Raw genomic sequence first — 26,754 nt, 5'->3', positions numbered from 1 at the left:
TACAGGTACACGAGGGGATAACCCCGGCTCTCCTGACGGCGCTCCTCAGCGGTGGGGGTGTCTCCTGCATGGGTCGTCCGCGCGGTGGTGACTCAGGTGAGTAGGCCGGCTATGAGGATCATGACGGGGATTGAGAGCAGGGTGCTGAGGAGGACTGCGCTGCGGGCCAGGGTGCGGCTGGCTCGGTAGTGGACGGCGTAGACGTAGACGTTCTGGGCTGTGGGTAGGGCTGCTAGGAGGGTCGGCGCTAGTAGGGCCGTGCCGTGGAGGTCCAGGGCCCAGCGGGCGATTGCGTAGGCGGCCAGTGGTTGTACGAACGTCTTGAGTGCAACGGCCAGTACGACGTCCCGCCGTACGGTGATCGAGTCTTTGGTGCCCGCGCTCAGGCTGAGGCCGTACGCCACCAACGCGACCGGGACCGCCGCTGCCGCGACCAGGTCGATCGGTCGCATCACCATGTCCGGCAACTGCACGCCGACGACCGACACCAGTAGCCCGAGCAGCGACGCCACCGTCAACGGGTTGCGGAACGGCCGCGTGACCACGGTTCGCAGCGACACCCGCCGCCCACTCCCCTGCCGGTCTCCGTCCAGTACGGCGAACGCCACCGGCGCCATGATCAGCACCTGGAACAACACGATTGGCGCCACCAACGCACCGTCCCCCAGCACGTACGCCGCCACCGGTACGCCGAGATTGCCCGCGTTCACGTACGACGACGCGAGCACCCCGATCGTCGCCTGGGACCGTGTCCGCCGCCAGATCACCGCAGCGATCAACAGGAACAGCGCCTGCACCACGAACAGACTCACGAGGTTGGTGACGAGCACCACCGAGAAGATCGACCGCAGGTCCGCCCGCGCGACGGTCGTGAACAGCAGCGCCGGAGTCGCCACGAAGAACGCCAGCCGGGACAGTACGAGCTCGTCCTCTTTCCGCAGTACGCCGAAGATGCCGACGACGTACCCGAGCACCGCCACAGCGACCAGTGCGCCGAAGGCACCGATGACGGCGGACATCTCAGCTACTCAGCGGGGTGGACACCCGTCGATCGTAGGGGAAAGCGCTGTCCGTGACGCTTGGGTGCTCAGGAGCTGGATGGTGACGTGCGGCACCTCGTGATGATGCCGGCCAGGACTGCCCGGAAGTGTTCCCGATCGGCCGGGCTGAGCTGCCCGATCAGCTCCTCCAGCGCCTCGCCGACGTCCGCGTGGAAGGCGGTGGCGGCGCGACGGCCGGGCTCGGTCAACGTCACCTGCACGGCACGCCGGTCGCCAGGGACCGGCGACCGTTCGGCCAGCCCGCGCTTCTCGGCGCGATCCATCAGACCGGTGAGAGCGGCCTTCTCGACGCCGAAACTCTGCGCGAGCTCGGCCATGCCCTTGGGTCCGTCGAGCAGGACACACAGCAGTTTGGCCTGCACCGGCGTCAGATCGTGCCGCTCGGACATACCGGCGTAGATGGCCTGCACCACACCGGTGAGCTGCACCAGCCCGGCAGCGACGTCCAGGTCCGCGGGATCCAGGCCGGCGCCGTGCACCTGGGCGAACCCGGCGAACCGCCCGCCGCCCCGCCGGGCGCGGGCCTGTCCCGGGGGTGTCTGCGTCTCACTCACCTCTCCACGGTACATGGGGTGTATAGTTAATGGCGCATACAGTAAATGCCATGAACTATCGAGGAGATGCGATGTCCTTCAGTGACGAGGAGCTCGACTACCTGCGTTCCCAGCGCATCGCCCGGTTCGCCACGGTCGGCTCTGATGGACAGCCGGACGCGGTACCGGTCGGTTTCGAGTACGACGGGGCCTACCTCTACATCGGCGGCGGCATGGACCCGCTGAAGACCCGCAAGTTCCGCAACATCGAGGCCGGCAACACCAAGGTCGCCGTGATCCTCGACGACCTGGTCTCGGCCGACCCGTGGGTCCCGCGCTACCTACGCATCTACGGCACCGCCGAGCTCGTCGAGCGGACCGGACAGTTCGGTGCCAGCAGCTATCTGCGGATCACGCCGACGATCTCGTGGAGCTTCAACCTCGACGGCCGGCCGTTCACGTACGACGACAAGATCACCACGACGCGCACCGTGCACACCCCCGAGGCGGTGGCGAGCCGATGAGCTTCGACACCCGCCCCGGCACCCGTGGCTCCCGGCAACCCGGCGGCCAGCTCCTGCACTGGTTCAACAGGTTCAACGCCCGTCGCATCCGGCGGCGCGGCGGCGGCAAGTTCAGAGGCGGCGACGCGTTGGTCCTGCGAACGATCGGGCGGAAGTCCGGTGCCGAGCGAGCGACGCCGGTCGCCTGGTTCGCGGACGCAGACGGCACCCGGCTGATCGTCGCCTCCGCAGCCGGCGCGGCCGGCAACCCGGCGTGGTACTACAACCTGGCCGCGAACCCTGACCAGGTCCGCATCGAGGTCGGCGGCGAGGCGATCGAGGTCCGCGCCGAGCAGTTGCACGGAGCCGAGCGGGCGGAGGCGTGGGAGCGCATCACCACAGCGTCGCCCGGATTCGCGGAGTATCAGAAGCAGACCGATCGTGAGCTCCCGATCATCCGGCTCGTCGAGGAACGCTGAACCGTCACCTGGAAGATGCTGACAAGTCAGAGCGAGGTCTAGAAAGATTCCACCGCCTGCTCCGAGGATGGGCGGTATGACTACTTCCGCTCGAGTGTTCAAGGCTGCCCTCAGCGCGGCCGCGGTGTTCGGCGTACTGGCTACCGGGTTGTCGACCGCCGACGCCGTACCGATGCACGAACAAGTGACAGCGCAGGGCCTGCCGATCGGGGACGCCGACCTGGTCGAGACCCGCACCGACCGCACGCTGGCGCGCGGCGTCACGCTGACCCGGATCGTCCGCGGCACCGACCCGGCGCCGGCCGACCAGATCAACACGACGCCGCGCGGCCCGTGGGTCGTCAACGTGCTCACGATCGACCCACGGACGGCCGACGGCCACCTGAAGGCGACGTACGGCCCCGACCTGGCCCGCGTCGAGAAGACCTCGGACCTGGTGACGTCGGCCGGCGCGCTGGCCGGCGTGAACGCGTCGTTCTTCACCTTCACCGCGAACCCGCAGTACCCGGGCGACCCGGTCGGGCTCGGCCTCTTCGACGGCAAGCTGCTCAGCGAGCCGCTCGCCGACCCGACCGAGGCCAACCTCGTGATCGATGCCAAGAGCAACAGGGTGGTGACCGGTCACCTGCGCTGGACCGGCACGGTCCGCAACCGCCTCACCGGCGCCGAACTCCCGCTCGAGTTCCTCAACCACCCGCCGGTGATCCCGACCGCGTGCGCGACGCTGCCCGACCAGACCACGTGCACGCTGCCGGGTGACGTCGTACGGTTCACGCCCGAGTTCGCCGCCACGACTCCGTCCGGCGCCGGCATCGAGGTCGTACTGGACCGCCGCGGGTGCGTCGTCCGTACGTCGACCACGCGCGGTACGACGCTCAGCCCGAGCCAGACGTCGCTGCAGGCGACCGGCCAGGACACCGTCGCGCTCCTCGAGCTGGCAAAGGGCTGCCTGCGCACGGACCTCGCGGTGTCGGACGAGAACGGCCGCAAGGTTCCGTTGCGCAGCGGCCTGTACGGCGTGACCGGTCGCTACCAGCTGACGAAGAACGGCGAGATCGTCGTACCGGACGGCACCGGCAGCTTCTTCGATCGCAACCCGCGTACGATCGCCGGCACGACCCGCGGCGGCAAGATCGTCCTCGCCACCATCGACGGCCGCCAGACCACGAGCGTCGGCACCACCATGGACGAGACCGCCGCCGTCGCGAAGGCACTCGGTCTGTACGACGCCATCAACCTCGACGGCGGCGGCTCCACCGCAATGGCACTCGGCGACGGCACCGTCGTCAACCACCCGAGCAGCACCGGCGGCGCCGAACGCGCAGTAGGCGACGCCGTCGTCTTCGTACCCGGCCGCTAGTCATCAGTAGCCGTAGTCCCCACCATCGGACGACGAGGGAGCCTGGGTGGGGGCTGCGGCTGTGGTGGTTGCGGCGTGCCAGGTGAAGTCGACGCCGGAGAAGGCGTCGGCGAGGTTGTTGCCCTTGGCCTCACCGGCGGCGGTGTCGAGTTTGAAGGTGTAGAGCGGCTTGCCTTGGAACGTGAGCTGCTCCGCGCCGGTGTCGGAGCGTTTCATGGTGGCCAGTCCGGTCACCGACTTCGCGTCGGCGGCGGACCCGGCGGCTGGGATCCAGAAGCTCAGGCAGCCGTCGGTGCACTTGAGCGTGCCGCCGGCCTCCTGGTCGGCGAAGTACAGCGTCTTCCCGGAGGCGTCGACCAGCGTCTGGCCGACGCCGCTGACGTCCTTGACCGAGACAGCGGCCGCCGCGGCGTCACCAGCGTCACCGCCGGCGGGCTGGGCATCGCTACCGCAGGCGGTCAGCGCACCGAGCGCCGCCACCGTTGCTCCCAGCAACAAGATTGTGGTTTTCATCGAATCTCCTCTCGCCGTCTGACTACGCGAGATCCGGCCCGGCGGTTCAGTTGAACCTTTTACCGTCCTCCCGCGTAGTTCCTTGGTGTGGATGACGACACGGTGATCCGCGCGTTGTACGACAAGTACCGGCGGCCGTTGTTCGGGTACGTGCTGCGTTCCGTGGGCGACCGGCAGTACGCCGAGGACATCGTGCAGGAGACGATGGCGCGCGCCTGGACGCATGCGGCCGACCTGGACCCGGACCGGGCCGGGCGCTGGCTGTTCACGGTCGCCCGCAACCTGGTGATCTCCGGCCGCCGTCGGCAGAGCGCGCGGGTGACGGAGGTACCGATCGAGGACCGCGAGTTCCCGGCCCTCACCGACGACATCGACCGCGTGCTGCAGGTCTGGCAGGTGATCGACGTACTGCGGGGTCTCAGCACCGACCATCGGCAGGTGATCGTCGAGCTGTTCTACCGCCGCCGCACCGTCAACGAGGCGGCCGTCGTCCTCGGCGTACCGCCGGGAACGGTGAAGTCGCGCAGCTACTACGCGCTGCACGCGTTGCGCGCTGCTTTGGAGGAACGAGGGGTGACCGGCTCATGACATGCCCGGAGACGATGTCGATCGGCGCCTATGTGCTCGGTGCGTTGGAGGCGTCCGAGCGTCGCGCGGTGGAGGAGCACGTCGTGACCTGTACGGCGTGCCGCGAGACGTTGCTGCAGTTCGCGCACCTGCCGGGGCTGCTCCACGCCGTAGCTGCCGAGGACATCGAAGCGGACCAGCCCGAACCGGCGCCCCTTCAGCTGAGCAGGAAGAGGCGGCCGTGGTGGGCGCTGGCCGCGGCAGCAGCGGCAGTGATAGCTGGTGTCGCTAGCTGGGGCGTGCTCTCCGCGCCGGCCTCAGCAACGTGGACAGCGACGGACGGAGTCGGAGGCCTCGACACGACGGCGAAGCTGGTCAGCCGTGGCTGGGGTACGGACATCCAACTCCGGCTGAGTGACCTGCAGCCGTACGAGCACTGCATGCTCGTCGTACACAGCCGCGACGGAACCGTGGAGACGGCCGGTTGGTGGGCAGCGAACGGCAAGTACCAGGCACAGGTTCCTGCCAGTACGTCGATCCCGCTGGGCGACATCGACCACCTCGAAGTGGTCGACGCAGGGGACACCGTACTGAGCACGGTGTCCCCCACGACGCACTGATTCACCAGCTGTTGTTGGAGATTCCCGTACCCAGGTAGACCTGGTCGTAGGTGTTTCCGTCGTTGTCGTCCGTGTACGCGACCGCTACTTCGGCGAACGGCGAGACCGCGACTGTCATCTGCTCCTGCCGACCTGTGGCCACAGAGCTCAGCCGCTGCGCCGAGAGCCGACCTGTGTCGGTGCCGTCGGTGCCGAAGCCACGTACCCACACGTCCGGATCAGCGCCAGCCACTGTCCAGCCGACGACCGTCTGCGACTGGTCGTCGATGCCGACCGACGGCGCTACACCAGCAGCGGCGACCTGTACGTCGGCGTACCGGGCAGTGCCCGCGCTGTTGAACGAACGCGTTGCGACGGCACCGGCCGACTCCCAGGCGACCGCGAAGTCGCCGTTGAAGTTGGCTGCCGCGGCCGGATGCGTCTGCTGACCTGTGGTGTTCGAGTTGGCGACCCGGCGCGAGAGCGTGGCTGCACCGTTAGTACGGCCCAGCCTGATCAGTCCGATGTTGTAGTCGGCGTTGGCGTCGCCGTCCTCGTCCCACACGACAACCGCGTCACCTGACGCTGACACGGCCACATCCGGGTTGTGGTGCTGGCCGGTCGTCTGCGAGGCGGTGACCTCCCAGGCGCGGGTGGTCGGCCCGGTGAAGCCGGCTGCCTTCACCGTTGCCGGCGTACCGGTCTGGATGTCTTCCCACGCCACGGTGAACGCGACTGCGGCACCGGACGGTGCGCCGTCCGGGTCGACAGCGACACGTGGGTTGATCTGTTGGCCGGTGGAGCTGCTGTTGGAGTTGCCGGACGCTGTCACGGTGCCGGCCGTGTTCACGACGCGGTACGGAATGTTGTAGTAGCCGTTGCCGTCCGGGTCGTCCTGCCACACCACGACCGCGTTGCCCTTGTCGTCCAGACCGACGTCCGGGTGCAGGTGCCGCCAGTTCGTCACACCGCTGCTTCCGCCGGCGGACAGCTTCGTCTCGTACACCGCCGTACCGTTGCGGAAGAGCCGCAGGTAGATCTCGCTGTGCACGTTGTCGGTCGCGTTGTCGGTGTCGCGGTCATCCTCCCACACCACAGCGACGTACCCGTTCCGGTTGATCGCAACGGAGGCAGCATCCTGGTCGCCGGTGGACACACTGTTCGCCGCCACCCAGGTGGGCGCAGCAATATGTGCCTCGGCAGTGGTGGCGGTGAAGGTCAGCACCGTCGCCGCGATCGCAGTGAGAGCAAGCGTCTTCTTCATCGTCACACCGCCTGCAATCCGGGCTGACCCTCTTGGACGACGAACGACTTCACGGTCGCCGCGGCGGCCCCGTGCTCGGAAACCTTTGCCACGTTGCGGAAGTCGGCCCGCAGCTCGGTCGGGCTGAGCGTCGCGCGCACATAGCCGCGGCGGTTGTTGTAGAACTTCAGCCACGGGTTGGTGCCGACATCGGGGACCGTGGTGGACCCGTCGCCGTCACCGCTCGAGGTGACCGAGCTGGTGACCAGTTCGGTGCCTATCGTCGCCGAGTTCGCGTTGTTGTAGTCGGCCTTGAGATCGCTGGCCCAGGCCCGGTGCACGTCTCCAGTGAGTACGACTGGGTTCCGGACGGTGCGGTCGACCCAGCCCTGCTGGATCCGCGCACGGGACGCGCGGTACCCGTCCCACGAGTCCATGCTCGCCCCGGTGGAGCTGAACCGGCGGGCGAAGAACACCTGCTGGCCGATGATGTCCCACGTACCCAGGTGCTGCCCCAGTCCGTCCAGCAGCCAGCTCTCCTGTGCGTTCCCGGGCAGACTGCGGTTGGCGAGGTCGGCGTCAGAGCACACCTTCCAGCCGTCACCGCAGGCCTGGTCGTTGCGGTACTGGCGGGTGTCGAGCATGTGGAACGTCGCCAGACTCCCCCACCGCAGTCGCCGGTAGAGCTGGATGCTGTTGCCGCTGTTCACCTGAGCAGGCCGCAGCGGCATGTTCTCGTAGTAGGCCTGGTACGCCGCCGACCGTCGCGCGGTCCACTGCGCCGCAGTCAACGCAGGCGTGTTGTTCTCCCGGATCGTGCCCGCGTGGTTGTTCTCGACCTCGTGGTCGTCCGGTACGACGATCCACGGCGCGACGGCATGTGCCGCTTGAAGGTCGGGGTCGGTCTTGTACTGGGCGTACCGGCGACGGTAGTCGGCGATCGACACGATCTCGTTGCCCAGGTGCAACCGAGTGCGGCCGGTGGTCGGGCCGTACTCGTAGATGTAGTCACCGAGGTGCAGGATGACGCCCGGGTTCTCCTCGGCAATCCGGCGGTAGACGGTGAAGTAACCCTCCTCGTAGTGCGAGCAGGACGTGAAGGCCATCAGCAGGTTCCGGCCGGCCGTTCCGACCGCGGGCGTGGTGCGGGTGCGGCCGACGGGTGAGAGGTGGCCCTGGGCGCGGAAGCGGTAGAAGTAGTCGGCGTCCGGGCTGAGGCCGCCTGCGACGACATGCACTGAGTGCGCTGAGGCGTACTTCGCTGTCACGGTGCCGGACGCGACCAGCGTGCTGAAGGTGTCGGTGGTCGACACCTGCCAGTCGACGGCGACGTCGGCGTTCGCCATGCCGCCTTGGCCGTCGGCGTTCAGCGGCGACGGCGCCAGGCGGGTCCAGAGCACGACACTGTTCGCGTCCGGCTCACCGGAGGCGATGCCGAGCTGGAAGGGGTACGGGACGGCGGCGGTGGCGGTGATCACGGATGACTGGGCGGCAGCTCTCGACGACGCAGGCAGGGCGCCGGCACCGGCCACGGCGAGTCCGCCGAGAACAAGGGTCCTGCGACTGATTGGGCTCATGAGGTCTCACCTTCACGGGTACTCAGGGCGGTAGGCCCCCGGATCGGTCGAACTGCGGGTGACCATTCGGGAACCTTGAGTGTGTGTGGTGCTCCGTGCCCATGATTGCGCAGAATTGGTAAATTTCCTACAGCAGGACGAGCAGCAGCAGTACGGCGGCCGGAACCCCTTCCAGCAAGGTGTTCAACCAGAGTCGCCGCTCCGTTGCGAGCAGGACGAGAGCCAGGAAAACGTGCTGCGCCGCGGTGAACGCGACCAGCGCCTCGCCCTGCGGCACATGCCCGGTCCGTGCCAGGACGACTCCGAGTGCCAGCGCGACTCCGGTGGTGAAGTTGTAGAACCCGAGGTTCACGATCCACAACCTGACCGCGTCGAAGTCCCGGCGTTCCAGCAGGAACAGCGGATACAGCCGTGGATGGCGGTAGAAGAACGACTCCATCAGCCAGACCGACGCCAGCATGATCGCGATGGCGATCGCGAGAATCTGCGCCGCCGTACTCATGCCGTCGCCCCCTCCGCGAAGAACGCGCTCATTCGGCCGGTCTGGCTGATGGTCAGGAACTTCGCGGACGGCGGGCCCTGCAGGACGTAGAACGCCTTGCTCCACGACTCGCTGCGCGGCGGCGAGGCTGTTCCGTTCATGACTGCGACGGTAGGAAGCGGCGTACGCCAGAGGTATCCCGTGCGGATGGGCTCGTCGGGACCGCCGGAATCCCCACATTTCGGGGATAGGCGGCAGTGGTACGTCGGCGCATACTGGGCCCATGTGGGAGGGCCGGGCGCGGGCCGCGCGCCGGGACATCGTGGCACTGGCGACCTCGGGGATGGGCGTCGCCGAACTGCACGCGGCCGCGATCGACGTCGTCGAAGAGGTCGTCGGCAGCGAGCTCACCTGCTGGGCCGGGATGGATCCGGGCACGCTGGTGATCAGCTCGATGACGAGCGGCGCGGCCCGCATTCCATCGGAGTACGAGCCCCAACTGGCGGAGACGGAGTACGCCGGAACCGTGCCGAACTCGTTCGCCGAACTGGCCCGCACCTCACACCAGGTCGCGCGATTGTCGGACCTGCCGCACCGCGAGGTCGTCGGTCACCGGCGACTGAACGAGGTGTGGCGGCCGCTCGGGATCGAGCACGAGGTCCGGACGACGTTCGTCGTCGACGGGGACTGCTGGGGCGCGGCGGGGTTCGTCCGCAGCGGTCCAGACTTCAGCGACCGGGAGGTGGAGTTCCTCGGGTCGGTGGCGCCGGTCATCGGCGCGGCGACGCGGGTCGCCGTACGCACGGACGCGCACGGGTACAGCGGAGGGGTCGGCCCGTCGATCGTCGTCACCGGCCCGACGGGCGAGCCGCGGGCGATCACCGCGGCCGCCCGGACTTGGCAGCACGAGCTGGACGAGATCGCGCCCGGACGCTTCGGCGTACTGCTCCGGGCCGTCGTCACGGGCACCCGCGTCTCCGGCACGTTCCAGGCGCGGGTGCAGACCGCGTCCGGCGAGTGGGTTCTGCTAGAGGGCAGCCGGCTGCTCGGTGAGAACGAGGACGAGGTCGTGGTGACGATCGAGCCTGCCTCGGGTCAGCACCTGGTCGGCATGCTGCTGGCGGCGTACGGCCTGACCACGCGCGAGCGGGAGATCTGTCTGGAGATCATCTCTGGCCACACCACCGGCGCGATCGCCGACCGGTTGTCGATCTCGCCGCACACGATCCAGGACCACCTGAAGTCGGCGTTCGCCAAGGTCGGTGTCCGAAGCCGCGGTGAGCTGGTCGCGACCCTCAGGCCGGGATGACCTGCTTGCGGTAGGTCCCGGGCGGTACGCCGAAGTCGCGCTTGAACGCCTTCGCGAACGCGAACTCCGACGTGTAGCCGATCTCCTTCGCCACCGTGGCGATCGGGCGATCGCAATCCCGCAGCAGCCGCGCCGCGGTCGTCATCCGCCAACGGGACAGGTACGTCAGCGGCGGCTCCCCGACGGCCTCCGTGAACCGCCGCGCGAAGGCAGCGCGCGACAACCCGACATCGGATGCCAGGTCGGCGACCGTCCACGCTGCGCCCGGCCGCTCGTGAAGGAGCTCCAGGGACTGCACGACCGCCGGATCGGTCAGGGCCCGCGACCAGCCCCGCTCCGCCGGGCAGTCGCTGTCCTCGAACCAGGCCCGCAAGATCAACACGAGTAGCGCATCCACCAGCGCCGGCACGACGGCAGCCGCGCCGGGCCGCTGCGCGTCGAGCTCCTCACCCAGGATGCTGATTGCCGTATGCAACGAACGGTGGCGTCCGGGGTTCGCCGGTACGACGACCACATCGGGCAGCTTGCTCAGCACCGGGTGCGGGCGCTCGCGGTCCAGCCGGTAGGTCCCGCACAGCAGCAACGACCGCGCGCCCTGCCCCTGCGGCGGCTCCTCGACGGACGGGTCGAAATCAGTCAGCGGCGAATCCGGGTGGTCGGCGATCGCGTGTGCGAGGCCGCGCGGCAGCAGCACCGCGTCGCCCGGGCCGAGCGGGATCGGGTCGCCCTCCGGCGGCAGCAACCACGCCGTACCTTGCAGAACGAGGTGGAAGGTGGCGCCGAAGGAGTGCACCATCCGCAGCCCCCACGGTCCCCGGACGTCGGTGCGCCCGGACGTGGCCGGGCCGGTCTTCATCGCGGTGACGACATCGGCGAGTACATCCATACCTGTCATGATACGCGCACCGGTCAAGACGATCGGATATAAATCTGCGCTCCATGGACATAGATCCGCTCGCACCTGCCGCCTACTGTCGGTAGCAGACATCAACGACAGAGGAGCAGGAATGAGCATCGTAGTCACCGCCGCCACCGGGCACCTGGGCACGCTCGTCATCGACGAGCTGCTGCAGCGAGTCCCAGCCGATCAGGTCGTCGCGGTCGTGCGGAGCGCCGCGAAGGCGGCCCCGATCGCAGACCGCGGCGTCGAGGTGCGGGTCGCCGACTACAACGACCCGGACGCACTGGCGAAGGCCTTCGGCGCCGGTGACACGGTCCTGCTGATCTCGGGCCTCGACCCGAACCGGCTCGAGCAGCACCAGGCGGTCATCACGGCCGCGAAGAACGCCGGTGCCGCGCGGATCGCGTACACCAGCGTGCTCGGCGGCCCGGACGCCGACTTCGAGCTGGCCGCCGACCACATCGCCACCGAGCAGGCGATCCTCGATTCGGGTCTGCCGTACACGTTCCTCCGCAACGGCTGGTACAGCGAGGTCTACACGGACCAGATCGCCGTACAGCTGGCGAACGGGGTCGTCGGGAGTGCGGGCGACGGGCGGATCGCGTCGGCTCCGCGGCGGGACTACGCGGCGGCGGCAGCTGTCGCACTGACCGGCGAAGGGCACGAGAAGAAGGCGTACGAGCTGAACGGCGACACGACCTGGACGCTGACCGACTACGCCGCCGAGCTGTCCAAGCAGTCCGGTCAGGACGTTGCCTACAACAACCTCTCCCCCGAGGACCTGGCGCAGGTACTGGCCGGCGCCGGGATTCCCGAGTCGTTCGTACCGGTGCTCGTCGGCGTCAACGACGCCATCGAACGCGGCCTGCTGGCCGGGCGCGGCTCCGACCTCTCCCGTCTCATCGGCCGTCCCACCACGCCCATCGCCGACACCATCGCCGCCGCTTTGAAGGTCTAAGGAGCCGCGACGAGCTGGTTGCGCTGTTCTCCCAGGCCGTCGGCCCACACCCGCAGTACGTCGCCCGCGCGTAGGTATCGTGGTGGTTTCTGCCCCGCGCCTACGCCGGCCGGCGTGCCGGTGCTGATCACGTCGCCCGGGTACAGGGTCATGAACTGCGAGATGTAATGCACCAGGCGCGCGACTCCGAAGATCATCTCGGCCGTCGAACTGTCCTGCAGTGCCTCGCCGTTCACGTCCAGCCCGAGCTTGATCGCCTGCGGGTCGGGCACCTCGTCCGCGGTCAGGATCCACGGACCAAGCGGGCAGAACGTCGCCGAGTTCTTGCCCTTGTCCCACTGCCCGCCGCGCTCGAGCTGGAAGTGCCGCTCGGACACGTCGTTCACCAGGACGTACCCGGCGACATGCTCCATCGCCGACGCTTCATCGGCGAGGTACGCCGCCGTACGCCCGATCACGACGCCGAGCTCGACCTCCCAGTCGGTCTTCTCGCCGCCACGCGGAATCACCACGTCGTCCCGCGCACCGACCACGGTGTCCGGCGCCTTCATGAACAGGATCGGCTCGGCCGGCGCCGCCTGCCCGCCCTCGGCCGCGTGGTCGGCGTAGTTCAGTCCGACGCACACGATCTTCCCGGGGCTGAGCGGCGCAGCGAGTTTCACCGTCTCGAAGTCCAACGGCTCGCCAACAGCTTCCCTCTCACGCAACCGGTCCAGGTCGAACGGCTCGGCGGCGCCCGGCAACGTCAAAACCCGGCCGTCATCGGCGAGTACGGCGTCGCGCAATCCGTCGTCGGTGTGGATCCGGAGCAGTCTCACTTGTTCCTCCAACCAGAGTTCTTCGCCCAGTTCAGGTAGGCGATACCCAATGCGTGCGAGCCTTGCACCGGGACGAGCTGTACGGCGTCGTACACGCGCAGGGACTGCTGATAGACAAGCAGATCCTGCTCGGCATAGGCACCCCAGCGGGCGCACTGCACCGCGTTCGCCGGCACCGCATCGGCGGTCCCGTCGACCCGGTACCAGACCTCGGTCGCGGACCGGATGAGCTTCTGCGTGAACGTCTTCGTGAAGCGCTGGATGTCCGTCGCGGGTCCGCCTACGATCCCCGCGTCGCACGCCGCATGCACGAACTCGGTGCTGATCGCCGCGTGGCTCAGGTCCTCGATCTGCTTCGAGGCCGGGTACGACGGCGTGTACTCCGAGATGCCCGCGGTCTTCGGGTACCCGATGTACAGCTCGCTGTACGGCGGCCAGTAGGTCCAGACGTAGGCGTCGTCGACGAGTCGCAGCGCGGGCTCGTACGCCTTCAGCATCTGCAGCACGCGGGTCCGGTAGCGCGGCTGCTTGGTCACGCGGAACAACTCGACCAGCACCTGGCCGATGCCCTGGCTCTGGTTGTACGGCTGGATGGTGCCGTCGAACGGGATCGGCGCACCCTTCGGCCACACGTAGTCGCCGGTGCCGTCCGCGCGCGACACCCACTCCGGGTCGTGGAACGCGACCGCCGCGGTCGCCGCGGCCAGAACCTCCTTCGCGAACGCCCGACTGCGCTGGAGCTTGGGCGACTGCAGGACCATCCGGGCGTAGCGGGCCAACGGGAACGCGATCATGCCGGTGTGCACCGCGAAGACGTAGTACTGCGACTTGAACGCGATCGTGGTCGCCGCCGGTGCGGGCGCGGCCGCGGGAGCTGTCCGCAGATCGACGGCGGTCCAGCGCAGCGACGCGTTGTAGGCGTTGTTCACCGCCGTCACGACGTACGTCGGCGACGCCGGGTCGAGGCTGACAGCGGGCAGGGTGACGACGGTGGTCGTGGCGGGGTTGCGGAGCACGAGGTCGAAGGTGCCGTCGGCAACGTTCAGGACCTCGGCGGTCGACTCGGCCGACCTGATCCCGGCCCAGCGGAGCTGAATCGCCGGAGTGCCGTTGCCGTCGGGGAGCACACCGTGGCCGGCGGTGTAGTTGCCGGCTGTGCGCCAGACCTTGCCCGATCGGCCGGCGTAGTCCTTGACGTGCCGGGCGTGGTCGGTGGTCTTCATCAGGTGCCGGGCGCGGTCCTCGAAGGTCCGCAGGTAGCGCTCGTCCTGGTACGCCTCGTACATCCGTAGTAGGGCTAGCAGGAAGTAGGACTCGCCCCAGGCGTACAGACCAGCCTCGTTGTTCTGGGCGTTCGAGGCCAGGTAGCCCGCTTGCGCGACGTCGAAGGCCTCCGGGGAGTCGTAGACGAGGGGGTCGGCGGCGGCCGAGAGGGCCGGGAGACCTGCCCAGGCGGCGACCCCGCCTGCTGCGGTGGTGAGTAGGAGCGTGCGGCGGCTGAGCTCAGGGTGCATCGGTGCCTCACAAGGAAGGAAGGAAGGAAGGAAAGACGGCTGGGGCGGGAGATGAGCGGTGGGGTGGGCGGAAGGGATGGGTCAGCCTTTGACTGCGCCGCCCATGCTGTTGAGGATGCGTTTCTGGAGGAACAGGAAGACGACGATGACGGGGATCAGCGAGATCACGGTGCCGGCGGCGAGACCGCGGACGTCGGTGCCGGAGACGCCGCTCAGGTAGGCGATCCCGAGCGCGATCGGGAACTTGGACTGGCTGGTCAGCACCACCAGCGGCCAGATGAAGCTGTTCCACACCGAGACGAATCCGAGGATCGCCAGCACGGCGAGCGTCGGCGTGACGATCGGCACGCAGATCCGCCAGAAGATCGCGAACTCGTTCGCGCCGTCGACGCGGGCGGCCTCGACGATCTCGTCGGGGATCTGCGAGAACGCCTGGCGGAGCAGGAAGATCCCGAGCGACGACAGGATCGCGGGCAGGATCACCGCGGCGAACGTGTCGGTCAGCCCGAGCTGGCTCATCACCAGGAACCGCGGGATCAGCATCAGCTCCCCGGGCAGGAACATGATCGACAGGAACAGCATGAAGAACACCCCGCGGCCGCGGAACGCGATCCTGGCCAGCGGGTACGCCGTCAGCGCGGACACCACGAGGTACACCGGCACGGTGATTCCGACGTACAGCACCGAGTTCACCAGGAAGCGCGCGTACGGGATCGTCGTCCACGCCTCGCGGAACCACTCGAACACCGGCGGCCGCGGGATCAGGTCGGGCGGGAACCCGAACACGTCCTGGGTGGCGGGTTTCGTCGCGGCACTGAGCAGGATCAGGAACGGCCCGATGAACAGCGCGGCGACCGCGATGAGGAGGACGTAGAGACCAACCCTCCGTACGGTGATCCGCGGCTTCTGGCGGTACAGCCTGCGGGCCATCAGACGTCCTTCCGGCGGGTCACCAAGAGGTTGAAGCCGGCCAGGACGATCATGATCGCCCACAGCAGCAGGCCGACGGCGCTCGCGTAGCCCATGTCGTAGTCCTCGAACGCTTTCGACCAGATGTAGTAGCCGAGGGTGAGAGTGGAGTCGAGCGGCCCGCCGCGGGTCAGCACGTACACCGACTCGAAGGCCCGCATCGCCTCGAGCATGCTGAGCACGAGCGTGACCGCGAACGTCGGCCGCAGCGACGGTACGACGACGTGCAGCAGCCGCTGCCACGCGTTCGCGCCGTCGATCGTCGCCGCCTCGATCTGGTCCGGCGGGACGGACTGCAACCCGGCCAGGTAGATCATCATGAACAGACCGGCATTCTTCCAGGCCTCCAGCAGCACGACCGTGGGCAGCGCCCAGTGCCGGTCGAGCAGGAAGTCGATCGGCCCGGCGCCGAACAGGCCGAGCATCCAGTTCACGACGCCCTCGCGGTTGAACACGTACCGCCAGGCGACCGCCACCGCGACCATCGACGTGATCACCGGCAGGTAGTAGAGCATCCGGAACGCCTGGATCGCGCGCAGTTTGAGGTTCACCAGCATCGCCAGGAACAGCGGCGCGACCACGGTCAGCGGCAGGAACATCAGCACGAACAGCAGCGAGTTCCGCAGCGCGATCCAGACCCGCGGGTCGTGCGCCAGCCGGACGAAGTTGTCCAGCCCGGAGAAGCGGACCGGATGCACGATGTCGTAGTCGGAGAACGCGAGCTGGATCGCGATCACGGCCGGCCACGCGAACATCGCGGCGTAGAACAGCAGCCCGGGCAGCATGAACACGTACGGCGTGTACCAGTGCTGACCGACCACGCGGCCTTTCAAACCCGGCATGCATCGCTCCTCGTGTCTGAAACCCGGATTTCAGATACCAAGCTGACCGGAACCGTAACGCAGAACCCAGCGGCTCGGAAGCGGTAACTCCAGAAAATTTCCGGCATCTTCCGTTGACTCCCGCGGACAGATGGCGAACACTCTGATGTCTGTAAGCCAGGTTTAGGACACTCCCTCTCGAGGAGCCAATGATGGCCCGACTCCGACTCACCGCTGTTGTCGCCGCGCTCGTCCTCGCACTCACCGGCTGTGTGTCCGGCAGTCCCGCAGGCGGTGGTGACGACCAGAAACAGTCCGGCGACGCCTACTCCGGTGACGTCGAGTGGTGGACGATCAACCTGCAGAAGAACTACGGGCCGGACATCCAGAAGTGGATCGACGCCTACCAGAAGGAGCACCCGAAGGTCTCGATCAAGTGGGTCGACGTACCGGGTGCCGACATCTCCACCAAACTGCTGGCCGCGATCGCCAGCGGCAAGGTGCCGGACGTCGTCAACTTCACCTCGGCGACCACCGGCCTGTTCGGCGGCTCGATGGCCGACCTGAGCTCGCTGTTCAGCACCGACGACGTCGCCGCGTACCTGCCGAACCTGGCCGAGCCGTTGGTTGTCGACGGCAAGCGCATCGCGATCCCCTGGTACAACGGCGGCACGTCGCTGGCGTTCTACAACAAGGATCTGCTGGCCAAGGCCGGCTTCGACGCGGCCAAGCCGCCGAAGACGTACGACGACGCGCTCACGCTGGCGAAGACGTACCACGACGCGACCGGCAAGTCGGCGACGAACTTCATGGCGTACTCCAGCGTCGTGCAGGCGAACGGCATCCCGCTGCTGTCGGAGGACGGGAAGACGGCCGCCTTCAACACCCCCGAGGCCCTCGCACTGCTGGAGAAGTTCAAGCCGCTCTTCAGCTCGGGCGCGATCGCTCCCGGAAGCCTCAGCGAGAACCCGCGGGACATGCCGCAGTCCCTGGAGAACAAGGGAATCGCGTTCAACCCGGCCGCCGTGTCCAGCTCGCTGCTGAACGTCGAGAAGAACGCGCCCGCGGTCTACTCGTCGATCACGGTCGGCCCGCCGGTGACCGGTGCCGACGGCAAGTTCTACATGCCCGGCCAGCAGGTCATGGGCATCCCCGCGAAGTCGGACAACCAGGCCGCCGCGGCCGCCTGGCTCAAGTACGTCGCCGCACCCGAGCAGCAGCTCGCGCTGTGCAAGTTGGTGCCGATCTACCCGTCCTCGGTGAAGGCGCTCGCAGACCCGTTCTTCACCGACATCGCGGGGACGACACCGGCCGACCAGGCGCGGAAGATCCTGGTCGACACCTTCAAGCAGAGCATCGACGCTTCGATGGGGTCGGGTAACGACGAGCAGTTGCGGCAGCTGTTCGACGAGCAGGTGCGGGCGTTCATGTCCGGCACCAAGACCGCGAAGCAGGCACTGGACGACGCCGAGAAGGCGTGGAACGACACACTGGCGAAGGGCAAGTAGCGTGCTGCGTATTGGGATCGTCGGGGCCGGGATCATGGGGCGTGGCAACGCGTTGTCGTTGTCCGGCCGGGCCGACGCCGAGATCACGGCCGTGACCAGCCGCTCTGCGGACCCGGCCGCGCAGCTCGCGGACGAGATCGCCGAGCGGGGCGCGCCACGGCCGACGATCCATCCCGACCTCGGCGCCCTGCTGGCCGACGACACGGTGGACGCGGTCGTCCTGACCACGCCGGACGACGTCCACGGCGAGATGATGGTCCGCGCCGCGGAGGCCGGGAAGCACATCCTCGTGGAGAAGCCGATGACGACGTCGGTCGCGGAGGCCGATGCCGCGGTGAAGGCGATCCGCGAGAACGGCGTGATCGCGATGTGCCTGTTCAACCACCGGTGGGTGCCGGCGTACGCGCAGGCCCACGAGCTGCTCGCTGACCTCGGCGACGCCGCGGTCGCGTACGCGCGCAAGGACGACACGATCTTCGTGCCGACCGAGATGCTGTCCTGGGCCGATCGCACGACCTGCGCCTGGTTCCTGTCCAGCCACGACATCGACCTGGTGTCGTGGCTGCTCCGCGACCAGGTACGCCGGGTCTACGCGACCGCGCGCTGGGGCAAACTCCGGTCGCTCGGGATCGAGACACCGGACGCGATCCAGATCCAGGCGGAGTACTCGCGCGGCGCGGTGGCGACGTTCGAGTCCGCGTGGATCTACCCGAACACGTTCCCGACGACGGTCGACTCGTACGTCGCGGTGGTCGCGGACAACGGTGTGGTGCAGCTGGACCGGCAGCGGGAGAACGTCGTGCTGGCCAAGCCTGCCGGCTACAGCTACCCGCGGAACATGCTGCAGCGCGTCATGCACGGCATCCCGTCCGGTGCGTACGCCGACGCGATCGCGCACTGGGTCGACTGCTGCCGCACCGGCCGGGAACCGCTGATCACGATCGAGAGCAGCCGCAACGTCACCGCCGTACTCGAGGCCGCGCACCTGTCGATCGAGACCCGCCAGCCCGTCGACGTGTCGATGCTGGTCGCATGAGCGAAGGACCTGAGAAGCCTCGGCATATCGACGGGCGCATCAACCGGATCGGGACTGACGACCTGATCAAGGCGTTCGGCTCACCTGCTGCTGATCTGGCTGGGCTCCGCGCGTTTGTGGGTGAGCAGCTGAGGCGGCCGGCTTGGCCGTTGCCTGAGTGGGCTGAGGCGACTCGATCCACACCGGACGCGGTACTGGCAGCTGCTGCTCCACTACTTGATGGTGTTGATGTCACCGGACAGGGACTTGGGCGATCGCGGCTGTACGGCTTCCACTACCTAGGCTGGCTCGCACCTGGAGTGCAGGCGTGGTTGCTGACCGGTGACGAGCGCTACTTGCGGGCGTTCGAGCAGCACCTCGACCAGTGGGTGGAGCAGCGTGACTCGGTGACCGGTGAGTGGCCGGGACTCGACGTCATCTGGTACTCGCTCGGCACGTGGGCCCGCTGCCGCAGCCTGCTGCCAACACTCGAGGTCCTGACCTCCTCGCCGCTGTCCGATCACGTGTGGGGCCGGCTGGTCGCGACACTCGTCGGCGGAGCCCGCTGGTCGTACGACGAGCATGACGTCTTCCGGCACGGGAACTGGCAACTGGTGTGCGCAACAGAGCTGCTGCACCTCAGCGCTGTACTGCCGTCCCTCGTGGAGTCAGCGTCGTGGGCGGAGCGTGCGCGGCAGCGGATCGAGGAGCACCTGCTGCTGGACATCTATCCGGACGGCGGGCACTACGAACGCTCACCTGGGTACCACCGGATGGTGTTGACGGCTCTGCAGACTGCAGCACGGATCGACCCGGCTGTAGCGGCACATCCCCGTTTTGCCGCGATGCACACGTGGATGTGCGAGCTGGTGTCGTCGGGCGGCTGGCTGCCGCATCTGCAGGACAGTGGGATCGAGTGGCCGGCAGCGTCGTTGCTGCGCGGCAGTTACCTGCTGAACGACCCTGCGTTCGCACGGGTCGCAGCGCAGTGGATGTCGCCGTCTGAGCTCGCTGCGGAGGTAGCGACGTTTCCTGCCCGGCCGGAGCAGTGGCTATCGCCAGGTGCAGTGCCTGAGTTGCCTCAGGCCACTGTGCTGCCGGAGTCGGGGTACACGATCCTGCGGAGCCCCGAGCTGCGTGCGGTGATCAACCACGGCCCGCACGTCGAGCACGAGTTGGAGTCGCACTCACATCGCGCCGTACTGGACCTGGTGCTGGACGGCTGGCAGCAGCCGTTGCTGTGGGAGGCGGGCGGTCCGCCGAGCTACGACGATCCGGGGTACCAGACGTGGTTCCAGTCGGGCCGCGGTCACAACACGATCCTCGTCGACGACCAGGAACTGTCGACGGACCGCGGTGTACTCACCGACCCGCTGGTCGACACCGACGTGCTCGCCGTCTTCTCCGGCCGCCACCACGGCAACAGCGTCGAGCAGAGCCGAACGATCGCACTGGTCCGCGAGAGCCCGTCGTACGTCGTCGTCACCGACCACGCGTCGGATGCGCGGACCTTCCGTGCCAACTGGCATGCGCTGCACCCGTGGCGAGAGGTGGGGCCGCTCGCGTACGACGCCTCTGCGCCCGACGGACCGGGTTTGCTGCTGATCGACGCCGGTGATGCCGCAGCGGTCGAGCTGACCGAGGGTGTGGCTCGTCATCCCGTGCTGGAGCGTCGGGCGGCTGAATACGGACCGCTGCATTCGCTCACGGTGACGCGGTCGACCGGCGACTTCACGACGGTGCTGGTGCCGCACGCCGGACCTGACCCGGCCGACGTGTCGGTGGATCGGGTCGATGGTGAGCTGCTGGTCGCCCTCGGCCAAACGGTCGACCGCATCGGGCAGTCCACCTGGATACGGACTGTCGACGGTCAGTTGTCCTGGGCAACCGGGTGGCGGGTGCGGACGCTGCCGACACTGCTTCGGGCGACTGATGATGTCGACGTACTCGCCAGGCCGTCCGGCGACAAGCTCCACTTCACGATCAAGTGCGCGGGACGCTGCGGGCTGTGGATTCGCGCAGGCGGCGAGATCCGGCTCAACGGGATGCTGGTCGACGCCGTCGTCGAGGACGAGTGGGCGCACTTGAGGCTTCCGTACGCCGGGGCGTGGACTGTTGACGGGGTTCGCCATGAGTGATGACGTGACGAGTGGGTGGTTCGACGCGCGGATCGTCACCGGCGCGCATCCTGCCTCGCTGCTCCCACCCACCGACCGGGACGCGATCGCCGCGCACCTGGACCGCTACGCGCTGTCCGGCGCCCTGGTGAGCGCGATGGCGTCGTGGTTGCACGACCCGATCGGCGGCAACGCAGAAGCCTCGGCGATCGCGCACAGCCTGGCCGACCGCGGCGTACTGGCGTGCTGGACCGCGATCCCCGCGACGTCCGGTGAGCTCGACTCGCTGACCGCCCTGGTCGATCGCGCGGTGGACGACGGCGTCGCGGCGTTCCGCATCCACCCCGCGTCGCACGGCTTCTCCCCCGCCCTGCTCAACGAGCTGTACGACGCACTCCAGACCCACCGCCTGCCGTTGTGTGTCGACGCCGCGGAACTCTCCTGGCCGGACCTGGCCACGATCGCGATCCGCTTCCCGGAATTGCCGATCGTCGTGTCGAACCTCGGCTACCGCAAGCTCCGCGAACTCTGGGCCGCGCTTGTTGGCCACACCAACGTCTTCGTCGATCTCGTCGACTTCGCCGCGCACCAGGGAGTCGAGTGGCTCGCCGCCAACGACCTCGCCGACCGGTTGCTGTTCGCGACCGGTCTCGGGGTCCGCGATCCGGGCGAGAGCATCGTCCGGCTCGCGTGGTCCGGTCTCGACGACGCGACGGTGCGCCTGGTCGGCTCGGGGAACGCGGGCCGGCTGCTCCAGGGAGTACGAGCATGATCGGGCGCAGTCCGCAGCATCGGATCGTCGACGTGCACGCGCACCTCGGCCCGTACTCGCTGTTCTTCATCCCCGAGTCGGACGCCGCGGCGATGGTCGCGGTGATGGACCGGACCGGCACCGACGTCACCGTGCTCGCGGCGAACCGCGCGATCCAGCAGGACGCGCATCTGGGCAACTCACAGTCCCTCGCCGCGGTCGACGCGTACCCGGACCGGATCGCGGCGTACGCGGTCATCAACCCGTGGCAGGAGCCGGAGCGCGAGCTCGAGCGCCTCGCGAACGACGACCGGTTCGTCGGCATCAAGGTGCATCCGAGCCTGCACCGCTACCCGGTCACCGGTGCGCGGTACGCCGCAGTGTGGGAGTTCGCCGAGTCCACGGGCTGCCCCGTGCTCAGTCACTCCGAGCATCAGTCGCCGTACGACGCGCCGCGGCTGTTCGAGGCGGTCGCGGAGCGCTACCCGGGTACGTCGGTGGTCCTCGGGCACGCCGGGATCACGCCGGCCGGGGTGGACGAGTCGATCGAGGCAGCGCGCCGGTACGACTCGCTCTGGCTCGAGGTGTGCGGCTCGCAGATGACCGGGCCGCTCATCCGCGCGATGGTCGACCAGGTGGGCAGCGGGCGGGTGCTGTTCGGTTCCGACTTCCCCTTCATCGACCAGCGCATGTCCCTGGGCCGGGTGGTCTGTGCACCACTGACGGACAGTCAACGCCAAGATGTTCTCAGCGGGAACGCCCGCAAGCTGTTCCGGTGGCGGCCGCTACCGGGAGAACGAGGGGTTGGCCAATGACGGAAGAGATGCAGCAGCAGTCTGAGCCGGTGTCCGGCGAGCGGCTGCCCGCGGTGACGGTCGGGCTGTTCGGGCCGCGCAAGCTGGTCAAGACGATGTCGGAGGTCGGCCAGGAGGTCGTAGAGCGGTCAGTGCACGGCGTGCGGTTCCTGACCGGCGGGTACGACGACCTGTCCGAGGCCGAGGAGCGCTACCTGCGGCTGCGGGACCGGATCGACGCGGCGGTGTTCCCAGGCCCGTGGGCGTTCGACCTGGCGACGACCGGCCACTGGCTCACCGTCCCGTCGACCCACCTGCCGCTGACCGGCGCCGCCCTGTACGCCGCTCTGCTGCGTGCCTCGCTGACGATCAAGGACGTCGACCTGAGCCGGGTCAGCATCGACTCGCTCTCACTCGCGGACGTCTCGGAGGCGTACAGCGAGATCGGCCTAGACACCGCCCAGGTGTACGACGTCCCGTACGAGGGTCCCGAGTCGGTCGCGGGATTCGCGGCGTTCCACCGGGAGAAGTGGGAACGCCAGCACACCACGGTGGCGCTGACCACGATCCTGGACGTGGAGCGTGAGTTGCGCGCGGGCGGCGTACCGGTGCTGCGGATCGCGCCGACACGGTCGAGCGTGCGGGATGCGCTGGAGACCGCAGTACTGCTTGGGCAGGGCACTCGGATGGGGGCGCATCAGCTCGCGATGATCGCCGTACAGGTCATTCCGACCGGTGCGTCGCGGGCCGAGTCGGGTGACTATTGGCAGCAGGAGCTGGCGTTGTCGACGCACCAGAAGCTGCTGTCCGAGGCCCGTCAGGTCGGTGCGTCAGTCACACGCCGGTCCGACACGCTCTTCCTGGTCACCACGACGTACGGCGCTCTGCTGCGGCTGACTGAGCAGTTCGCAGTTGCACCCTTCCTGGGTGCGTTGACTGCACAGCTCGGCGTACCTGTTGCTGTAGGCGCCGGCACTGGCCAGACCGCTCGTGCTGCGGAGGCAAACGCCCTCATGGCTGTTGAGGACTCGGTAGCAGCTGGCGGCAAGGTTGCGGTGTACCTGGACGGCAGCAGCGACCGGGTGGACCTCGAGCCCGGTCCTGCGACGACTGATTCCGCACCGGTCGACGGCACGTCGCCGATCGACCAGCGAGCGCTGGAGATCGTCACGTCGATCGCCTCTGCCATGAGCTCGACTCCGGGGCGACAGGTGGTCGTAGACGTCGAGAGCGTCGCCGCGATCATGCAGGTCACCCAGCGGACCGGACGCCGGATGCTGAAGGAGCTGGTCGAGGCAGGTCTCGCGTGGCCGCTGCCGCCTGCTCGCTCGACCGCTGGTGGCCGGCCGCGCCAGCAGTTCCGCTTGCTCACCGAGAAGCTCGACTGACCTTTCTCGACTGACCTTTTGGAGAAGCCTGTGCAGACTCGCCGTCACGACCACGCAGACCGCCTGTACGCGCGCGCCCGACAGGTGATCGCAGGCGGTGTCTCCAGCGACGCCCGTCGAGCCGACCGGCCGCTGTTCGTGGACCACGCCCGCGGCGCCGAACTGTGGGACGTGGACGGCAACAGGTACCTGGACTACGTGCTCGGCCAAGGCCCGAACCTCCTCGGCCACGCCGCACCACTCGTCGCCGACGCGGTCTCCGACCAGGTACGCCGTGGCGTCGCGTACGCCGCCCAGCACGAGCTGGAGGCACAGGTCGCCGAACGCCTCTGCAGCATGGTGCCTGCAGCGGAACTGGTGCGCTTCAACACCGTCGGCTCGGAGGCAGTGCACGGCGCGATCCGGCTCGCCCGCGGCCACACCGGGCGGCCGAAGATCGTGAAGTTCGAGGGCAACTACCACGGCTGGCTCGACCCGGTGCTCTACAGCGTGCACCCGGACCTCGCTCTGGCCGGCGACGCCCGGCGCCCCACCGCGGTCGGCGGTACGGCGGGCCAGCCGCGGCACGACGCGGACGACCTGATCGTCCTGCCCTACAACGATCTATCTGCCGTCGTTGAGGTGTTCGCACACAGTGGGGACGAGATCGCCGCGGTCATCCTCGAGCCGCTGCTCTGCAACACAGGCTGCATCACGCCCGCCCACGGCTACCTCGAAGGACTTCGGGAGCTGACCCGGCAGCACGGGTCGTTGCTGATCTTCGACGAGATCATCACCGGGTTCCGGGTCGCTCCGGGCGGGGCGGGTGAACTGCTGGGCGTCGTACCCGATCTGGCCGCGTTCGGGAAAGCGATGGCCGGCGGCATGCAGGTGTCCGCGCTGGTCGGCTCGGCCGAGGTGATGGGGACGATTGCGGACGGCAAGGTGGCGCACGCCGGGACGTTCAACTCGCATCCGGTGGGGATGGCGGCCGCCGACGCGGTACTGCGTCATCTCGACGAGCACCGCGACGACGTGTACCCACCGCTCATCGCCGCAGGGCAACGGTTGATGGCCGGTCTGCGCAGCGCTGCTTCGAAGCACGGGGTGCCGCTGCTCGTGGACGGGCCCGGTCCGGTGTTCCAGACGTACATGACGGACCAGGCCGCCGTCACCGACTACCGCACGTTCGCTGCCTGCGACCGGGCCGCGATGGCTCGCTTCCACGCGGGGTTGTTCGCTGCCGGCATCAGCATCGTCCCGCGGGGGTTGTGGTTCCTGTCCACCGAGCACACCGCGGACCAGGTCGACGAAACTATCGCGGTAGCGGAGTCAGTACTTTCTTCCCTGTAGGCAACGGATCGAAGGGCTTACGGTCCTGGGCACAGCTCGAGCCGTCGGCCGGGGCCTTCAGCTGGGTCAGGTAGTCGGTGATCCTTGCGTCGGCGCAGGTGCTCTTGCCGATCGTGGTGTGCCCGTAGCCCTCGACGGTGACCATCCGGGCGTCCGGGTACAGGTCGGCGTACGGGCGGGTGGCCTCGTACGGCGTGGCCGGGTCGTGGCGGGTGCCGAACACGAGGACCGGCTGCTGCACCTTGTTCTGCCATGGACCGCGGAAGTCGTCGGTGTCGCGGATGCGCATGAACTCGCACTGGATCCCGATCCAGGCGCGGTAGCGGCCGAAGTGCGGAGCGCGTTGGTCGGCGGCACCGGCGTACGTCGGGTACGCCAGCGGACCGCGGCCGGACTGCTTGGCCTCGACGCACGGCTGGAGCGCGCTGCCGATCGAGGTGGTGTAGTCCTCCTTGCGGCGGTTCCACTCAATCAGTGCCTCCGGTGCCTTTGCTGCCTTCTTCGCAGTGGGCTGCTGGTTCAGCTGGGCCCACATCTCCGCGAGCCCGGGGAAACCGGCTGGGTCGTAGAGGTTGGAGAACGTGATCGCCACCGCTACGGCGTACGTCACGGTCAGCGTGGAGCCGTCCGGCAGGGCGACGTCGACCGGGTGGGTCTTCAGCCGCTGCAGCGTGCTCTCCACGACGGTCTTCGGGTCGCCGAGCTGGTTCAGCACACAGTCCGCGGCCGCCTTCTTGCACTCGGCCAGGAACTGCTCGTACGTGTCGTACGCGCCCTCTCCCTGCTTCAGCCGGACACCGACCGGGTTCGGGTCGCCGTTCGAGCCGGAGTACCACTCGGGGCTCAGCGTGCCATCGAGGACAAGCGCACGAACCTTGTTCGGGAAGAGCTTGGCGTACGTCGCACCGAGGTACGTGCCGTACGAGTAGCCGACGTACGACAGCTTCTGGTCGCCGACCGCCTGCCGCAGCAGATCCATGTCACGGGCAACGTTCGCGGTCGAGTAATGCGCGAGCCGATCCGGTGACGTGGTCCGGCAGCTGATCGCGACCTTCGCCGCATCGACGATGAACTGGCGTTCTTCCTTCGCGGTCACGGGGAACGCCGGAACGTTCGCCAGCGCCTTCGACTCCTCGGCCGCCGTCGGGTAGCAGGTGGCCGGATCCGAGCGGCTCACACCGCGCGGGTCGAACCCGAGGATGTCGAACCTCGCCCGCACATCCGGTGTGTAGATCTGCTGCCCGGCCTGCTGCACCAGGTCGACACCGGAGCCGCCAGGACCGCCTGGATTCGTGAACAGCGTGCCGATCTTGTGGGCGGGGTCGCTCGCCGGCAGCCGGGTCAACGCGATCGTCGTGGTCGGGCCGTGCGGCTTGTCGTAGTCGGTCGGGACCTCGACGGTCGCGCACTGGAACGGCTTCAGCTTCGGGTCGGCTCCACAGCTGCCCCACGCGATCTTCGGTACGACGGACTTCGCCTGGGCCACTGCGCTCGTCATCGGCGTCAGCAGGACCAGGGCCACGCCGACGACGGACAGTCTTCGAAGGAATGTTCTGGGCGTCATGTCACCGACCGTAGGTGGGCCGAACCTCGCGTCGCGTCCACCACGAGAAGGAGGCCGGGAACCCGTCTGCTGACGGACC

General features: G+C 68.2%; 27 protein-coding genes. 14 read left to right on the top strand and 13 right to left on the bottom strand.

Translation table 11 applies throughout. The features are described from left to right. Positions 1 to 92: 92 nt before the first annotated feature. Both OHB24_RS24765 and OHB24_RS24760 read right to left on the bottom strand, forming a co-directional pair. Positions 93 to 1,019, bottom strand: a complete 927-nt coding sequence (locus OHB24_RS24765; RefSeq protein WP_327633221.1) for an AEC family transporter — start codon at positions 1,017 to 1,019, stop codon at positions 93 to 95. Between the two features lie 68 nt (positions 1,020 to 1,087). Continuing rightward, entirely contained in the window at positions 1,088 to 1,615 is a 528-nt protein-coding gene (locus OHB24_RS24760) for a MarR family winged helix-turn-helix transcriptional regulator (RefSeq protein ID WP_327633220.1), read from the bottom strand. 50 nt (positions 1,616 to 1,665) lie between these two features. Here OHB24_RS24760 and OHB24_RS24755 point away from each other — a divergent pair, with 50 nt between their 5' ends. From OHB24_RS24755 to OHB24_RS24745, 3 genes are all read left to right on the top strand, one after another. Further along, on the top strand, positions 1,666 to 2,118 hold the full coding sequence (locus tag OHB24_RS24755; protein WP_327633219.1) for a PPOX class F420-dependent oxidoreductase: 453 nt from the start codon (positions 1,666 to 1,668) through the stop codon (positions 2,116 to 2,118). Next, positions 2,115 to 2,576, top strand: a complete 462-nt coding sequence (locus tag OHB24_RS24750; RefSeq protein ID WP_327633218.1) for a nitroreductase/quinone reductase family protein — start codon at positions 2,115 to 2,117, stop codon at positions 2,574 to 2,576. The genes OHB24_RS24755 and OHB24_RS24750 overlap by 4 nt, the downstream gene beginning before the upstream one ends. A gap of 76 nt (positions 2,577 to 2,652) precedes the next feature. Next, entirely contained in the window at positions 2,653 to 3,936 is a 1,284-nt protein-coding gene (locus tag OHB24_RS24745; RefSeq protein ID WP_327633217.1) for a phosphodiester glycosidase family protein, read from the top strand. Between the two features lie 3 nt (positions 3,937 to 3,939). On the opposite strand, the gene OHB24_RS24740 is transcribed toward OHB24_RS24745, so the two are convergent. Continuing rightward, positions 3,940 to 4,449, bottom strand: coding sequence for a hypothetical protein (locus OHB24_RS24740; RefSeq protein ID WP_327633216.1), 510 nt, complete (start codon positions 4,447 to 4,449; stop codon positions 3,940 to 3,942). Positions 4,450 to 4,536: 87 nt separating this feature from the next. Between OHB24_RS24740 and OHB24_RS24735 the strand changes: the two genes are divergently transcribed. After that, positions 4,537 to 5,037 (top strand): sigma-70 family RNA polymerase sigma factor, encoded by a 501-nt coding sequence (locus OHB24_RS24735; protein WP_327633215.1) that lies wholly within the window; start codon positions 4,537 to 4,539, stop codon positions 5,035 to 5,037. Then, a complete protein-coding gene (locus OHB24_RS24730) occupies positions 5,034 to 5,636 on the top strand; it encodes an anti-sigma factor family protein (protein ID WP_327633214.1) in 603 nt (200 codons plus the stop codon). Before OHB24_RS24735 ends, OHB24_RS24730 begins: the two co-directional genes overlap by 4 nt. Before the next feature lies 1 nt (position 5,637). On the opposite strand, the gene OHB24_RS24725 is transcribed toward OHB24_RS24730, so the two are convergent. From OHB24_RS24725 to OHB24_RS24710, 4 genes are all read right to left on the bottom strand, one after another. Next, on the bottom strand, positions 5,638 to 6,879 hold the full coding sequence (locus OHB24_RS24725) for a hypothetical protein (RefSeq protein ID WP_327633213.1): 1,242 nt from the start codon (positions 6,877 to 6,879) through the stop codon (positions 5,638 to 5,640). 2 nt (positions 6,880 to 6,881) lie between these two features. Continuing rightward, entirely contained in the window at positions 6,882 to 8,435 is a 1,554-nt protein-coding gene (locus OHB24_RS24720) for an alkaline phosphatase D family protein (RefSeq protein WP_327633212.1), read from the bottom strand. Between the two features lie 127 nt (positions 8,436 to 8,562). Beyond that, complete coding sequence (locus OHB24_RS24715; protein WP_327633211.1) at positions 8,563 to 8,937, bottom strand: DUF1304 family protein; 375 nt, start codon at positions 8,935 to 8,937, stop codon at positions 8,563 to 8,565. Then, positions 8,934 to 9,077, bottom strand: a complete 144-nt coding sequence (locus OHB24_RS24710) for a hypothetical protein (RefSeq protein ID WP_327633210.1) — start codon at positions 9,075 to 9,077, stop codon at positions 8,934 to 8,936. The genes OHB24_RS24715 and OHB24_RS24710 overlap by 4 nt, the downstream gene beginning before the upstream one ends. Before the next feature lie 122 nt (positions 9,078 to 9,199). On the opposite strand from OHB24_RS24710, the gene OHB24_RS24705 reads away from it, so the two are divergent. Next, positions 9,200 to 10,225 (top strand): helix-turn-helix transcriptional regulator, encoded by a 1,026-nt coding sequence (locus tag OHB24_RS24705; protein WP_327633209.1) that lies wholly within the window; start codon positions 9,200 to 9,202, stop codon positions 10,223 to 10,225. Here the strand turns inward: OHB24_RS24705 and OHB24_RS24700 are convergent. Beyond that, entirely contained in the window at positions 10,212 to 11,111 is a 900-nt protein-coding gene (locus tag OHB24_RS24700; RefSeq protein WP_327633208.1) for an AraC family transcriptional regulator, read from the bottom strand. The genes OHB24_RS24705 and OHB24_RS24700 overlap by 14 nt on opposite strands. A 121-nt stretch (positions 11,112 to 11,232) precedes the next feature. Here OHB24_RS24700 and OHB24_RS24695 point away from each other — a divergent pair, with 121 nt between their 5' ends. Beyond that, complete coding sequence (locus OHB24_RS24695) at positions 11,233 to 12,084, top strand: SDR family oxidoreductase (RefSeq protein WP_327633207.1); 852 nt, start codon at positions 11,233 to 11,235, stop codon at positions 12,082 to 12,084. Here the strand turns inward: OHB24_RS24695 and OHB24_RS24690 are convergent. The 4 genes from OHB24_RS24690 to OHB24_RS24675 all read right to left on the bottom strand — a co-directional run bounded on the left by OHB24_RS24690 (position 12,081) and on the right by OHB24_RS24675 (position 16,227). After that, positions 12,081 to 12,902, bottom strand: coding sequence for a fumarylacetoacetate hydrolase family protein (locus OHB24_RS24690; protein ID WP_327633206.1), 822 nt, complete (start codon positions 12,900 to 12,902; stop codon positions 12,081 to 12,083). The two genes, OHB24_RS24695 and OHB24_RS24690, sit on opposite strands and share 4 nt — an antisense overlap. After that, positions 12,899 to 14,416, bottom strand: a complete 1,518-nt coding sequence (locus tag OHB24_RS24685; protein ID WP_327633205.1) for a hypothetical protein — start codon at positions 14,414 to 14,416, stop codon at positions 12,899 to 12,901. Before OHB24_RS24685 ends, OHB24_RS24690 begins: the two co-directional genes overlap by 4 nt. Before the next feature lie 81 nt (positions 14,417 to 14,497). Beyond that, complete coding sequence (locus OHB24_RS24680) at positions 14,498 to 15,346, bottom strand: carbohydrate ABC transporter permease (protein ID WP_327633204.1); 849 nt, start codon at positions 15,344 to 15,346, stop codon at positions 14,498 to 14,500. Continuing rightward, positions 15,346 to 16,227: a carbohydrate ABC transporter permease gene (locus OHB24_RS24675; protein WP_327633203.1), complete on the bottom strand. Its 882-nt coding sequence runs from the start codon at positions 16,225 to 16,227 to the stop codon at positions 15,346 to 15,348. The genes OHB24_RS24680 and OHB24_RS24675 overlap by 1 nt, the downstream gene beginning before the upstream one ends. Positions 16,228 to 16,418: 191 nt before the next feature. Between OHB24_RS24675 and OHB24_RS24670 the strand changes: the two genes are divergently transcribed. Genes OHB24_RS24670 through OHB24_RS24640 form a run of 7 tightly spaced genes read left to right on the top strand, consistent with a single transcriptional unit; the run spans position 16,419 to position 25,111 of the window. Beyond that, the gene (locus OHB24_RS24670; protein ID WP_327633202.1) at positions 16,419 to 17,714 is read left to right on the top strand and encodes an ABC transporter substrate-binding protein; all 1,296 of its coding nucleotides are present in this window, start codon (positions 16,419 to 16,421) and stop codon (positions 17,712 to 17,714) included. A 1-nt stretch (position 17,715) separates the two neighbouring features. Then, the gene (locus OHB24_RS24665; protein ID WP_327633201.1) at positions 17,716 to 18,750 is read left to right on the top strand and encodes a Gfo/Idh/MocA family protein; all 1,035 of its coding nucleotides are present in this window, start codon (positions 17,716 to 17,718) and stop codon (positions 18,748 to 18,750) included. Beyond that, positions 18,747 to 20,867 (top strand): heparinase II/III family protein, encoded by a 2,121-nt coding sequence (locus OHB24_RS24660; protein ID WP_327633200.1) that lies wholly within the window; start codon positions 18,747 to 18,749, stop codon positions 20,865 to 20,867. Before OHB24_RS24665 ends, OHB24_RS24660 begins: the two co-directional genes overlap by 4 nt. Then, positions 20,860 to 21,618: an amidohydrolase family protein gene (locus OHB24_RS24655; RefSeq protein ID WP_327633199.1), complete on the top strand. Its 759-nt coding sequence runs from the start codon at positions 20,860 to 20,862 to the stop codon at positions 21,616 to 21,618. Before OHB24_RS24660 ends, OHB24_RS24655 begins: the two co-directional genes overlap by 8 nt. Then, on the top strand, positions 21,615 to 22,412 hold the full coding sequence (locus OHB24_RS24650; protein ID WP_327633198.1) for an amidohydrolase family protein: 798 nt from the start codon (positions 21,615 to 21,617) through the stop codon (positions 22,410 to 22,412). The genes OHB24_RS24655 and OHB24_RS24650 overlap by 4 nt, the downstream gene beginning before the upstream one ends. Further along, positions 22,409 to 23,779, top strand: a complete 1,371-nt coding sequence (locus OHB24_RS24645) for a hypothetical protein (RefSeq protein ID WP_327633197.1) — start codon at positions 22,409 to 22,411, stop codon at positions 23,777 to 23,779. The genes OHB24_RS24650 and OHB24_RS24645 overlap by 4 nt, the downstream gene beginning before the upstream one ends. Before the next feature lie 30 nt (positions 23,780 to 23,809). After that, entirely contained in the window at positions 23,810 to 25,111 is a 1,302-nt protein-coding gene (locus tag OHB24_RS24640) for an aspartate aminotransferase family protein (RefSeq protein ID WP_327633196.1), read from the top strand. Here OHB24_RS24640 and OHB24_RS24635 read toward each other — a convergent pair. Further along, positions 25,074 to 26,675 (bottom strand): alpha/beta hydrolase, encoded by a 1,602-nt coding sequence (locus OHB24_RS24635; protein ID WP_327633195.1) that lies wholly within the window; start codon positions 26,673 to 26,675, stop codon positions 25,074 to 25,076. The genes OHB24_RS24640 and OHB24_RS24635 overlap by 38 nt on opposite strands. Positions 26,676 to 26,754 lie beyond the last annotated feature (79 nt).

Origin of the sequence: Kribbella sp. NBC_00482, from assembly GCF_036013725.1 — a bacterium.
GTDB lineage: Bacteria > Actinomycetota > Actinomycetes > Propionibacteriales > Kribbellaceae > Kribbella.
Note: the sequence above shows the minus strand (reverse complement) of the source record. Positions and strands in the feature narration are given on the sequence as shown.

Excerpts from the sequence above, each read along its gene's own strand:
- OHB24_RS24765 (WP_327633221.1), bottom strand. The coding sequence starts at position 1,019 with ATGTCCGCCGTCATCGGTGCCTTCGGCGCACTGGTCGCTGTGGCGGTG.
- OHB24_RS24755 (WP_327633219.1), top strand. The coding sequence starts at position 1,666 with ATGAACTATCGAGGAGATGCGATGTCCTTCAGTGACGAGGAGCTCGAC.
- OHB24_RS24750 (WP_327633218.1), top strand. The coding sequence starts at position 2,115 with ATGAGCTTCGACACCCGCCCCGGCACCCGTGGCTCCCGGCAACCCGGC.
- OHB24_RS24745 (WP_327633217.1), top strand. The coding sequence starts at position 2,653 with ATGACTACTTCCGCTCGAGTGTTCAAGGCTGCCCTCAGCGCGGCCGCG.
- OHB24_RS24740 (WP_327633216.1), bottom strand. The coding sequence starts at position 4,449 with ATGAAAACCACAATCTTGTTGCTGGGAGCAACGGTGGCGGCGCTCGGT.
- OHB24_RS24730 (WP_327633214.1), top strand. The coding sequence starts at position 5,034 with ATGACATGCCCGGAGACGATGTCGATCGGCGCCTATGTGCTCGGTGCG.
- OHB24_RS24725 (WP_327633213.1), bottom strand. The coding sequence starts at position 6,879 with ATGAAGAAGACGCTTGCTCTCACTGCGATCGCGGCGACGGTGCTGACC.
- OHB24_RS24720 (WP_327633212.1), bottom strand. The coding sequence starts at position 8,435 with ATGAGCCCAATCAGTCGCAGGACCCTTGTTCTCGGCGGACTCGCCGTG.
- OHB24_RS24715 (WP_327633211.1), bottom strand. The coding sequence starts at position 8,937 with ATGAGTACGGCGGCGCAGATTCTCGCGATCGCCATCGCGATCATGCTG.
- OHB24_RS24710 (WP_327633210.1), bottom strand. The coding sequence starts at position 9,077 with ATGAACGGAACAGCCTCGCCGCCGCGCAGCGAGTCGTGGAGCAAGGCG.
- OHB24_RS24705 (WP_327633209.1), top strand. The coding sequence starts at position 9,200 with ATGTGGGAGGGCCGGGCGCGGGCCGCGCGCCGGGACATCGTGGCACTG.
- OHB24_RS24700 (WP_327633208.1), bottom strand. The coding sequence starts at position 11,111 with ATGGATGTACTCGCCGATGTCGTCACCGCGATGAAGACCGGCCCGGCC.
- OHB24_RS24695 (WP_327633207.1), top strand. The coding sequence starts at position 11,233 with ATGAGCATCGTAGTCACCGCCGCCACCGGGCACCTGGGCACGCTCGTC.
- OHB24_RS24685 (WP_327633205.1), bottom strand. The coding sequence starts at position 14,416 with ATGCACCCTGAGCTCAGCCGCCGCACGCTCCTACTCACCACCGCAGCA.
- OHB24_RS24680 (WP_327633204.1), bottom strand. The coding sequence starts at position 15,346 with ATGGCCCGCAGGCTGTACCGCCAGAAGCCGCGGATCACCGTACGGAGG.
- OHB24_RS24675 (WP_327633203.1), bottom strand. The coding sequence starts at position 16,227 with ATGCCGGGTTTGAAAGGCCGCGTGGTCGGTCAGCACTGGTACACGCCG.
- OHB24_RS24670 (WP_327633202.1), top strand. The coding sequence starts at position 16,419 with ATGGCCCGACTCCGACTCACCGCTGTTGTCGCCGCGCTCGTCCTCGCA.
- OHB24_RS24660 (WP_327633200.1), top strand. The coding sequence starts at position 18,747 with ATGAGCGAAGGACCTGAGAAGCCTCGGCATATCGACGGGCGCATCAAC.
- OHB24_RS24655 (WP_327633199.1), top strand. The coding sequence starts at position 20,860 with ATGAGTGATGACGTGACGAGTGGGTGGTTCGACGCGCGGATCGTCACC.
- OHB24_RS24650 (WP_327633198.1), top strand. The coding sequence starts at position 21,615 with ATGATCGGGCGCAGTCCGCAGCATCGGATCGTCGACGTGCACGCGCAC.
- OHB24_RS24645 (WP_327633197.1), top strand. The coding sequence starts at position 22,409 with ATGACGGAAGAGATGCAGCAGCAGTCTGAGCCGGTGTCCGGCGAGCGG.
- OHB24_RS24635 (WP_327633195.1), bottom strand. The coding sequence starts at position 26,675 with ATGACGCCCAGAACATTCCTTCGAAGACTGTCCGTCGTCGGCGTGGCC.